General features: G+C 66.5%; 11 protein-coding genes. All 11 read left to right on the top strand.

What is annotated here, in order from left to right:
- On the top strand, window positions 1-574 hold a 574-nt coding region (locus tag HMPREF9440_RS10480; RefSeq protein ID WP_008541842.1), incomplete at its 5' end, for a beta-ketoacyl-[acyl-carrier-protein] synthase family protein.
- Complete coding sequence (locus tag HMPREF9440_RS04310) at window positions 571-1,104, top strand: hotdog family protein (RefSeq protein WP_008541841.1); 534 nt, start codon at window positions 571-573, stop codon at window positions 1,102-1,104. The genes HMPREF9440_RS10480 and HMPREF9440_RS04310, both read left to right, overlap by 4 nt.
- Window positions 1,101-1,547: a hypothetical protein gene (locus HMPREF9440_RS04305; protein ID WP_008541840.1), complete on the top strand. Its 447-nt coding sequence runs from the start codon at window positions 1,101-1,103 to the stop codon at window positions 1,545-1,547. The genes HMPREF9440_RS04310 and HMPREF9440_RS04305 overlap by 4 nt, the downstream gene beginning before the upstream one ends.
- A 99-nt stretch (window positions 1,548-1,646) precedes the next feature.
- The gene (fabG, locus tag HMPREF9440_RS04300) at window positions 1,647-2,411 is read left to right on the top strand and encodes a 3-oxoacyl-ACP reductase FabG (protein ID WP_008541839.1); all 765 of its coding nucleotides are present in this window, start codon (window positions 1,647-1,649) and stop codon (window positions 2,409-2,411) included.
- Window positions 2,408-3,670, top strand: coding sequence for a beta-ketoacyl-ACP synthase (locus HMPREF9440_RS04295; protein ID WP_008541838.1), 1,263 nt, complete (start codon window positions 2,408-2,410; stop codon window positions 3,668-3,670). Before fabG ends, HMPREF9440_RS04295 begins: the two co-directional genes overlap by 4 nt.
- On the top strand, window positions 3,667-4,281 hold the full coding sequence (locus HMPREF9440_RS10475; protein WP_148516369.1) for a 4'-phosphopantetheinyl transferase family protein: 615 nt from the start codon (window positions 3,667-3,669) through the stop codon (window positions 4,279-4,281). The genes HMPREF9440_RS04295 and HMPREF9440_RS10475 overlap by 4 nt, the downstream gene beginning before the upstream one ends.
- A gap of 57 nt (window positions 4,282-4,338) precedes the next feature.
- Complete coding sequence (locus tag HMPREF9440_RS04285) at window positions 4,339-5,442, top strand: methyltransferase (protein WP_008541836.1); 1,104 nt, start codon at window positions 4,339-4,341, stop codon at window positions 5,440-5,442.
- Window positions 5,443-6,062: 620 nt separating this feature from the next.
- On the top strand, window positions 6,063-6,392 hold the full coding sequence (locus HMPREF9440_RS04280; RefSeq protein WP_148516367.1) for a hypothetical protein: 330 nt from the start codon (window positions 6,063-6,065) through the stop codon (window positions 6,390-6,392).
- Window positions 6,393-7,049: 657 nt separating this feature from the next.
- A complete protein-coding gene (mmuP, locus tag HMPREF9440_RS04275) occupies window positions 7,050-8,486 on the top strand; it encodes an S-methylmethionine permease (RefSeq protein ID WP_008541834.1) in 1,437 nt (478 codons plus the stop codon).
- On the top strand, window positions 8,483-9,454 hold the full coding sequence (locus HMPREF9440_RS04270; protein ID WP_008541832.1) for a ribokinase: 972 nt from the start codon (window positions 8,483-8,485) through the stop codon (window positions 9,452-9,454). The genes mmuP and HMPREF9440_RS04270 overlap by 4 nt, the downstream gene beginning before the upstream one ends.
- A 166-nt stretch (window positions 9,455-9,620) precedes the next feature.
- Window positions 9,621-9,968, top strand: a 348-nt coding sequence (locus HMPREF9440_RS04265; protein ID WP_040763554.1) for a nucleoside hydrolase, incomplete at its 3' end; no start/stop codon positions are given.

The following is a 9,968-nucleotide window of genomic DNA, read 5'->3' as shown; positions in this document are numbered from 1 at the left end:
CGCCGCGGCGCGCGACGGGATCAACCTGGGTGAGGCCGCGGCGGTCTTCGTGCTCACGCATGACCGCGCGCTCACTGAAGCCCACACGCCGGAAGGCGACCCGATGATCCGCCTCGCGAGTTGGGCGGAAACCTCCGACGCGCATCACATTTCCTCGCCCGACCCCGAGGGCCTCGCCGTCGAGGCGGCGATCCGCCGGGCGCTCGCGATGGCCGGCGCCGACACGGTCGACTACGTCAACGCCCACGGCACGGGCACGCCCGCGAACGACGCGATGGAAGCCGCGGTCTATGCGCGGTGCTTTCCCGGCGTTCCCGTGAGCTCCACGAAGCCCGTCACCGGGCACACGCTGGGGGCGGCGGGCGCGCTCGAAGCCGCCGTCGCGGTCGAGGTGCTCCGCCGGGGCCTGGCGCCCGCGAACCTCTCGGACCTTCCCGCCGATCCTGCGTACGCCGCCGCGGGGCTTCGCATCGTGGAGGGCGCGCCTCTTCCCGGCGACTACCACCGGGTCCTCTCCGCGAGCTTCGCCTTCGGCGGCAGCAACGCCGTCCTGATTTTGGAAAAGACTTCATGACCGAAGAACGCATCACCGCCGCGTCCGCCGCATCCGCAGAACAGCCCGAAGAACTGGGGCCGGGCACGCCCGCCTCGGAACTGCTCCCGCACCGCTTCGGGATGCTCCTTCTGGACGAACTCGTCGAAGCGGACGAAACGGGGCTCACCGCGCGTGCCGCGGTGCGGGGCGAAGACGACCTCTTCACCGCCGACGGCCGCATGGGGAGCTGGGTGCTTCTCGAATACATGGCCCAGGGGATGGCGATGTGGATCTCCTGGAATGCGCGCCGCGAAGGGAAACCCGTCCCGGTGGGGTTCCTTTTGGGGACCCGGAAGATGGAGCTTCTCCGGCCGGATCTTCCCGTCGGGACCGTCGTCACGGTGCGCGCCGAACCCCTGTACGTTTCCCGCGAAGACCGCCTCGCGCAGTTCGACTGCAGGGTCCTCGTCGGAGACGAAACCGTCGCGACGGCGAAGCTGAACGCCTTCGAGCCCGAAGACCCGGCGACGCTTCTCGAAACGCTCAAGGCCGGAGGGAAACCCTCATGAGCCGCTTGGGGAAACTTTCTGCCGGCGTCGCCGTATTCTCTTTGGCCGTTCCCGCGATGCTCGCGGGCTGCGCCAACACGACGAACGGCTACAAGCTCGCCCAATACGAGCGCCCGACGGAGGTCTGCGTCATTGAAAACCCCCGCGTCACCTACAAGGCGAGCGTCAACCACCTCTTGGACGCCATCGCGCGCCGCGGGATCAAGACCTATTTCGTCCCCTCGGTCGAAGCGTGCCCCAAGACCACGCCCTATACGCTCGACTACAGCGTGCGCCGGAGCTGGAGCTACATGACCTACGTCGGCACGATCTGGCTCACGCTGAGGCGTGAGGGCGAGATCGTCGCGACCGCCAACTACAACGCGGGTGAACTCACCCTCACGAAATGGGGCCGGAGCAAAAACCGCATGGACGACACCGTCGGCCGCCTCTTTGAGGACTGAGCCCGACCGAAGGCATCTCCGGATGCCCGTCCGCCCCCGCACAAGAACGAAAGAACGACAATCCAACCATTCACGACAATCCAACCCGAAGAGAAGACCATGCCTCCCATTTCACCCAAGAAACCCGCCGGGCCCCGCACGGTGCTCGTGACGGGCTCCTCCCGCGGGATCGGCCGCGCCGTCGCCCTTGCGCTCGTGCGCGCGGGCTTCGGCGTGGTGCTCCACGGCCGTTCGATGAGCCCGGCTCTCGAAGACGCGCTTGCGGCGGTCCGCGCCGAAGCGGACGATCTTCCCGTGCGTGCGCTCACCTTCGACGTGACCGACCGGGAGGCCGCCAAAGAGGCGCTTCTCTCGGACGTCGAGGCGAACGGCGCCTACTGGGGGATCGTCGTCAACGCGGGCCGCGCCGCGGACGAAACCTTTGCCGGGATGACCCCGGAGCAGTGGGACGACGTGATCGGCACGGACTTGAACGGCTTCTACAACGTCGTGCAGCCCCTGGTGCTCCCGATGGTGCGCGCCCGCCGGGGCGGGCGCATCGTCGCGGTGAGCTCGATCTCGGGCGTGATGGGAAACCGCGGTCAAGTGAACTACGCCGCCGCGAAGGCGGGCCTGATCGGCGCCTGCAAATCCCTGGCGATTGAACTCGCCTCGCGCGGGATCACGGTGAACGCCGTGGCGCCGGGGTTGATTGAAACCGACATGGTGGACGAGCACATCTCGGAGCACGCGCTCCCGCTCATCCCGATGAAGCGCATGGGGCGCCCGGAGGAAGTGGCGGACGTCGTGCGCTTTCTGGTGTCGGACGACGCCTCCTACGTGACGCGAAGCGTCATTGAAGTCGACGGGGGGATTCACGGATGACGATCAGCCTCACCCGAAACGGCAAGCGCCGCGTCGTCGTGACCGGCATGGCCGGGATCAGCCCGCTGGGCTGCGACTGGCCGACGGTGCTCGCGCACCTCCAATCCGGTCAAAACGCCGTGCGCCGCATGGACGACTGGGCGCAGATCAAGGGGCTCAAAAGCCTCGTCGCGGCGCCCGCCGCGCCCTTCGAGCTCTCGGCCCGCTACAACCGCCGCACGATGCGGAGCATGTTCCGCGGGAGCCTCATGGCCGTGCGCGCGACCGAGTGGGCGCTGGAGGACGCCGGCCTCATCAATGAGGCCTGGATTCACGAGGGCGCCATGGGCGTCTCCTACGGCGCCTGCGCCGGGGACCCGAACGGCGTGCGCGAAATCGCCTCGCTGGCGACGAACCTCTCCACCAAAGAATTGAACGCCACGACGTACGTGCGCTTCATGTCGCACACCGCGCCCGTCAACATCGGGGTCTTCTTCGAGGTGACGGGACGCGTCATCACGACGTCCTCGGCCTGCACGTCGGGAAGCCAAGGGATCGGCTACGCCTACGAGGCGGTCGCCGACGGCCGCCAGCGCGCGATGATCGCGGGCGGGAGCGAAGACATGTGCCCGGCGAACACCGCCGTCTTCGACACGCTCTTCGCCGCCTCGACCGGCTTCAACGATCGGCCCGAATTGACGCCCAAGCCCTTCGACAAGGACCGCGACGGTCTCGTGCTGGGCGAAGGCGCGGGGACGCTCATTCTCGAAGACCTGGAGAGCGCCTTGGCGCGCGGCGCGACCATCTACGCGGAAGTCGCGGGCTTTGCGACCAACTCCGACGGCCGCCACATCACGAACCCGGACTCGGACCGCATGCGGGACGTCATGCGCGAAGCGCTGGAGGTCGCCGGGATGAAGCCCGAGGACGTGGGCTACGTCAACGCGCACGGGACGGCGACGCTCCACGGCGACGTGGCGGAAAGCCGCGCGGTCGAAGCCGTCTTCGGCGACCGCGTCCCGATGTCGACCCTGAAGGGCTTCATGGGGCATACGTTGGGCGCCTGCGGGGCGCTCGAGGCCTGGATGTCGATCGAGATGATGCGGGCAGGTTGGTTCGCGCCCACCTGCGGGCTCGCGAACCCGGACCCCGAGTGCGGGAAGTGCGACTACATCATGGGCGAAGGCCGCCCGATCACGACCGACGTCGTGATGAGCAACAACTTCGCCTTCGGGGGGATCAACACCTCGCTCATCTTCAAGCGGTGGACGGGCGCGTGATCATCTTTCTTCAGCGGATTCCGGAGGCGTCCCTGGACGCCCGGGCCCTAGAGACGCTCTCGGCGCCCCAGCGGGAGCGCCTCTCCGCCATCAGCCACCCCGCGAGGAAGCGCCAGCACCTCTGGTCGCGAACGCTCTTCAACGCGTTCGCGGCGACCCTGGGCGTCGCGGCGCCGGACGAATTCCCGCGCGACCGGGCGCACCCGCCCACGCGCGGTCGCTTCACGACGCTCTCCCACACGGGGGACTGGGTGATGCTGGGGGCGGCCGAGACTCCCGTCGCCGTCGACGTCGAGCCGATGCGCCCGCGAGAGAATTGGCGGGCGTTGGCCGAGTACGCCTTCTCTACTGAGAAGGTCGAGGCGGTCGCGGCGGCGCCGGCCCCCCTGACGGCCTTCTACGCCGCCTGGGTCGAGCACGAGTGCCGGATCAAGTATCCGAAGGCGGAGGACCTCGATCGCGCGTACCCCGAACCCCGGATGCGGACGATGACGCACGGGGCGGCGCCGTTCGATCTCATGATCGGGGCGCTCTCGGCGGACGAACCCCGGCTCCTCACGGGGGAGGCGCTCCTTGATGCGCTCCCCCTGATGGCCCGGATCCTCCGCTGAAGCGGGCCCACCACCACGTACCAAAACACGAAAGACTGAACCCCAAGGACCAAGACCATGAATCCCAAGGACAACAAGGCGCGCCCCGACCGCGCCCGGCACAAAGCGGCGCTTCTCAAGGCCTACGACGATGCGGCGCGCATCGCCTTTTCACCCTTCATCTTCCAGGCCGCGGTCGCGGCTAAGAAGCTCGGGATGATGGCGCGTTTGGGCGCCGCGGCCGAGCCCGTGCGCTACGAAGTCCTCGCTGAAGAGGCCGGCGTCTCGCCCTACGGCGCGCGGCTTCTCATGCAGATCCTCTCGGCGGCGGGCGTCGTCGAAGGGTCGGACGAGGCGGGCTACCTCCTGACGAAGACGGGCGAGTGCCTCACGTACGACGCGATGACGGCGGCGAACTTCGACTTCACGGCGGACGTGAACTACAAGGGGTTGGCCGAGACGACCGAGGCGATCCGCACGGGGAAGCCCGCGGGCCTCAAAGCCTTCGACCCCGCGTGGGAGACGATCTACCCGCACCTGAAGGACCTCCCGGCGGAGGCCCAGAAGAGCTGGTTCGCGTTCGACCACTTCTATTCGGACGGCGCCTTCCGCGAGGCGCTCCGCGTGTTGGCGGCGCGAGCGCCCGCGCGCTTCTTCGACATCGGCGGCAACACCGGGCGCTTCACGAAGATGGCCTTGGAAGCGTGGCCGGAAACGGAAGCGACGATCGTGGACCTTCCGGAGCAGATCGGCCTCATGCGCGCGAATCCGGATTTGGAGGGGCTCCAGCACCGCATCCGGGCGTTCCCGATCGACTGGCTCTCGGAGGGCGCTTCGCTTGACGGCGCGGGCGAAGCGGACCTCATCTGGATGAGCCAGTTCCTCGACTGCTTCAGCCGCGCGGAAGCGGTGGGGATTCTGAACGAAGCCAAGAAGGCGTTGGCAGAGAACGGCGTCATCGTCGTGATGGAACCCTTGTGCGACCGCCAGCGCAACGACACCGCCGCCCTGAGTCTCGCCGCGAGCTCGCTCTACTTCACGGTGCTCGCGAACGGCAACTCGCGCTTCTTCTTTGAAGCCGACCTCCTCGAAATCTTTGAGGCGGCGGGTCTGGAGGTGATCGAGTCCCACCCGAACCTCGGCGTCTGCCACACGCTCTTCGTGCTGCGGCCGAAGGTCTGAGCTTTCTCGCTCGGCGTGCTTCGGCCTTGATCCCCTGAGGGCGGCGTGAGCCGCCTTCGGGAAACGCCGAAACTTCAACAAGAGAGCCCGTTCGGGAAGTGCTTCCGGACGGGCTTTCCGCATTTTCGGGCCGCTTTCCGGTCCTGATCGGGCCGTCAATTGCTCGGGTTATCCCGAGTATCGTGCGTCTTTGCAACGCCCGGGTGTCGTCGCAAGCCGTTGAAAGACAAGGAAAAGAGCCCCAGAAGGCGATTCAGGCAGGGTTTCCCGGCGCCCGAGCCCATTTGCATTTTCGGAATGGATCATTACAATTCATAACTCCTCCTAGGATGCATCCGCTTAAGGGGGACGGCCGCGGGCTCCTCTGCTGTGTTCCAGGGGTGGTTTTTCAGTGGTGGAGTCTGCGGCCACCTATCTAATCTCCTGTGAAGGACGTTAGGTTTTAGGTTGTTGTTACGTCGAAAGCTGTCGCTGCTTTCGGGGTTTTGGGAAGCGTATGCTTCCAAGGGTTCTCGGTCGCTTTGATCGAACTTTCCCGGCCGTGTCGATTTGGGTTTCGACGCGGCCGTTGTTTTATGCGCGGCCGGATTCCGGACCCGCCGCACCGACCGCTCATCAAGATGGCCATGTACTACGACTTCACGGTCCCAGTTCCGAAAACCACGGGGAAGATCAGCCGCCAAAACTCCGGCGGCAGGATCTACATCCACTACATCCTCGAGCGCACGTACGACCCCGAGAAGAAGCACACGAAGCCCGTGCGCACGTGCATCGGCCGCCTCGCCGAGGACGGCGTCACCATGCACCCGAACGAGAAGTTCTTCGAATTCTTCCCCGACGCGCCCGTGCCCGAACGGGAAAGAAGGCGCCGGGAGGCCGAGGTGATCGCCGAAGCCTTGAGCGCGAGCGGGAAGAGCTTGGAAGAGGTCCTCGCGTTCCTCAAGAGCTGAGGAGCTGAGACGGCCGCCGGGCGCGGGCGTCATTCCACGCAGCGCCCCCGGGGTTTTCACCAAACCCCGGGCATCAAACCCATCGGCTTCCGCGAACTTCCCAGAAAAGGAGACGACGGCTGAAATTTGATATTGCGAATCATTCGCAAATGAACTATAGTCCGTTCAAAGAACGAAGCGGCGCCTGTCTTCTTCCGGAGACGCCTTGGTCGGTTGGGCGCCGCGCGTTTCTGGGTCTCCTTCGGGGCGCGGCTGATCGAGCGGATCAGCGCGCCCCGCTTTCTTTGCGCCGCCGGCCGCCCTCCGTCTGCTTCGGCCACCAAAATTCTCTTTCTCTGAAGGCATTTCCCGCCGGGTGCTTTTTCGCGGCGTCGGACGCTGCGTCACGCGCGGACGAGGTTGATTTTTGAGGGAAAACCCTCTCGGGTTCATGGAGAGCTTTTGATCCCTTCCGTCGGTCGGGCGCATGAACCCACCAAAACCCGCCTCCCGGAGGGCGCTAAGAGGTTTGCCGTAGGGCTTATTGCTTAGGTAGAATGTCGCGCTTTCGCCCGGTCGGCGTCGCCGGGCACTCCCTCCCTCTCGGGGGTCCGCTACGCATTGGGGCGAAGGCAAGGATCTTCCTCTTTGTTGCCTTACCTCTGAGGACCCCAAAACATGCAGCAACACCACACGTCCGAGCCGCAGGCGCCCGCCTTCGAACGGACGCTGAAGGCGCGTCACCTGATCATGCTCAGCCTGGGCGGCGTGATCGGCACGGGCCTCTTCTTCAACACCGGCTTCGTGATCGGCGCCACCGGCACGTTCGGCACGGTGCTCGCGTACCTGATGGGCGCGCTGGTCGTCTACCTCGTGATGCTCTCGCTCGGCGAACTCTGCGCCGCGATGCCGCACACGGGGAGCTTTCACCTCTACGCGACGAAATTCATCTCGCCCCGGACGGGCTTCACCGTCGCGTGGCTCTACTGGCTCACCTGCACGGTCTGCGTGGGGACGTCGCTTTTGGGCGCAGGCCTCTGCATGCAGTACTGGTTCCCGGACTCGCCCGTCTGGTTCTGGTGCCTCGTCTACTGCCTCCTGATCCTCGGCATGAACGTCTTCACGACGCGGCTCTTCGCGGAGGGCGAGTTCCTCTTCTCGCTCATCAAGGTCGTGACGATCCAGATCTTCATCGTGCTGGGCGGGCTCGCGGTCTTCGGCGTCATTCCCCTGGCGGACGGCTCGCCCGCGCCGGGGCTCTCGAACCTCACGTCCGCGGGGCTCTTCCCCAATGGGTTCCTGCCGCTTCTCACCACGATGGTCGCGGTCAACTTCGCCTTCTCGGGGACGGAACTCATCGGCGTCGCCGCGGGTGAGACCGCCAACCCCGAAAAGGTGATTCCGCTCGCCGTCAAGACGACGATCATCCGTCTCGTCGTCTTCTTCATCGGGACGATCGTCGTCCTCGCGGCGCTCCTTCCCGTCGAAGAAGCCTCGATCCTGAAGAGCCCCTTCGTCACGGTGTTCGAGCGCCTCGGGATCCCGTACGCCGCGGACCTCTTCAATTTCGTCATTCTCACGGCGGTCATCTCCGCCGCCAACTCCAACCTCTTCGCCGCGGGCCGCATGATCTGGTCCTTGGCCGAAGACGGCATGCTCCCCGCGAAGCTCGCGAAGCAGAGCAGCCGGGGGCTCCCCGTCGCCGCGCTCGTCTTCTCGATGGCGGGCGGCTGGTTCACGCTCGCCACGTCGGTGTTCGCCGCGGAAACGGTGTTCGTGTTCCTCACGGCCCTCTGCGGGTTCTCGGTCGTCGTCGTGTGGATCTCGATCAGCATCGCGCACATCAACTTCCGCCGCGACTGGGTGAAGTCCGGCAGGACCCCCGCGGAGCTTCCGTACCGCGCGCCCTGGTTCCCCGCGGTTCCGATCCTCGCGATCGTCTTCTGCACGCTCGCCTGCGTCGGGCTCGTCTTCGACGTCGAGCAGCGCCTCGCGTTGATCTGCGGGATTCCGTTCTTCCTCCTCTGCATGTGGTCGTACCCGCGCCTGCGGGCCTTGAAAGAAGCGCGTATTAAACTGGGCGGCTGGAAAACCTCCACGGAAACCGCACAGTGACCTCCAACACGCGTCCCGAAGCCCGGGTGATCAACCTGGGCTCGATCAACATCGACTACGTCTATCAGGTGCCGCACTTCGTGCGGCCCGGTGAAACCCTGGCCGCCACGGCCCGCGCCGTCCACATGGGCGGCAAGGGCCTCAACCAAACCGTGGCGATGGCGCGCGCGGGCCTCGCGGTCGCGCACGCGGGCCGCGTCGGACCGGACGGCGGGCTTTTGAAAGAATTCCTCGAAGCCGAAGGCGTCGACGTGTCCGCGATCGAAACCGATCCGTCGACGCCGTCCGGGCACACCGTCATTCAGGTGACGCCCGAAGCTGAAAACTCGATCCTCTACTTCCCCGGCACGAACGCCGGGATCACGCCGGCGTTTCTGGAGCGCGCCTTCGCGTCCTCGAACCCCGGCGACTGGCTCGTGATCCAGAACGAACTGAACGGGCTCGATGCGATCTTCAAGGCGGCGGAGAAGAAGGGTCTTCGGATCGTCTTCAACCCGGCGCCTTGGACCGATGCGGCCGCTTCCGTTCCGGTCGAGCGCGTCGAAGCCCTGATCGTCAACGAAACCGAAGCCCGCGGGATGCTGGGCGAGACGGAACTCTCGGGCGAAGCGCTCATGCGTGCGCTCACCGAGCGCACCGCCGCCCCGGTCGTGATCCTCACGGAAGGCTCCCGCGGCGCGCGCGTCTGCTGCAGGCGCGCCGGGGGCGGCGTCTCCGCGAAGATCCCGTGCTGGCCCGTCGAGGCCGTCGACACGACGGGGGCCGGAGACACGTTCACGGGCTACGCCGTGCGCGCCTTGGTGGAGACGGCCGAGGACAGCGATCCGGAAGCGAAGGCGCTCATCTCGGGGCTGCGCTTCGCCGCCTTGGCCGCGGCGCTCTCCGTCACGAAGCCCGGCGCCGCCGGGTCGATCCCGACCCGCGCCGAAGTGGAGGCTGAAGCCGAAAAGCGCGGCGTCGTCTTCTGAGGCTTTTGAGGCGTCTGAGTCTCTCCGAACACGAATGGCGGTGAGTCCGAAGGGCCTCACCGCCATTCACATCGGGCGGCGCATCCCCTCCCGATCATCGTCTTGGACGATCCCCGCCGCCTTTGGGATAATCCATCCATCCCCCAACCCCGATACCTCCTTTCAAATGAAGAACATCATCCTCGACTGCGACCCCGGCTACGACGACGCCGTGGCGCTTCTGCTCGCGGCGGGCTCGCCCGAGATCCGTCTCCTCGCCGTCACGACGGTGGCGGGAAACCAGACGCTCGCCAAGGTGACGGGGAACGCCCGCCGGATCCTGCAGGCGGCGGGCGTGCGCGACGTGCCGGTCGCGGCGGGCGCCGCGCGCCCGTTGGTTCGCGGCGAAGTCGTCGTCTGCCCGGAAATCCACGGCGAGTCGGGGCTGGACGGGACGACCCTTCCTGAACCCGACCTCCCGGTCGACCCCCGCCATGCGGCGCAGCTCATCATCGACATCGTGATGCGCGAGCCC

This window comes from Sutterella parvirubra YIT 11816 (assembly GCF_000250875.1).
Classification (GTDB): domain Bacteria; phylum Pseudomonadota; class Gammaproteobacteria; order Burkholderiales; family Burkholderiaceae_F; genus Sutterella; species Sutterella parvirubra.
This window is presented reverse-complemented; position numbering and strand designations above follow the sequence as displayed.

Bases quoted from the DNA above. Each gene is read 5' to 3' on its own strand.
- HMPREF9440_RS04310 (WP_008541841.1), top strand. From the start codon at position 571: ATGACCGAAGAACGCATCACCGCCGCGTCCGCCGCATCCGCAGAACAG.
- fabG (WP_008541839.1), top strand. From the start codon at position 1,647: ATGCCTCCCATTTCACCCAAGAAACCCGCCGGGCCCCGCACGGTGCTC.
- HMPREF9440_RS04285 (WP_008541836.1), top strand. From the start codon at position 4,339: ATGAATCCCAAGGACAACAAGGCGCGCCCCGACCGCGCCCGGCACAAA.
- HMPREF9440_RS04280 (WP_148516367.1), top strand. From the start codon at position 6,063: ATGGCCATGTACTACGACTTCACGGTCCCAGTTCCGAAAACCACGGGG.
- HMPREF9440_RS04305 (WP_008541840.1), top strand. From the start codon at position 1,101: ATGAGCCGCTTGGGGAAACTTTCTGCCGGCGTCGCCGTATTCTCTTTG.
- mmuP (WP_008541834.1), top strand. From the start codon at position 7,050: ATGCAGCAACACCACACGTCCGAGCCGCAGGCGCCCGCCTTCGAACGG.
- HMPREF9440_RS04295 (WP_008541838.1), top strand. From the start codon at position 2,408: ATGACGATCAGCCTCACCCGAAACGGCAAGCGCCGCGTCGTCGTGACC.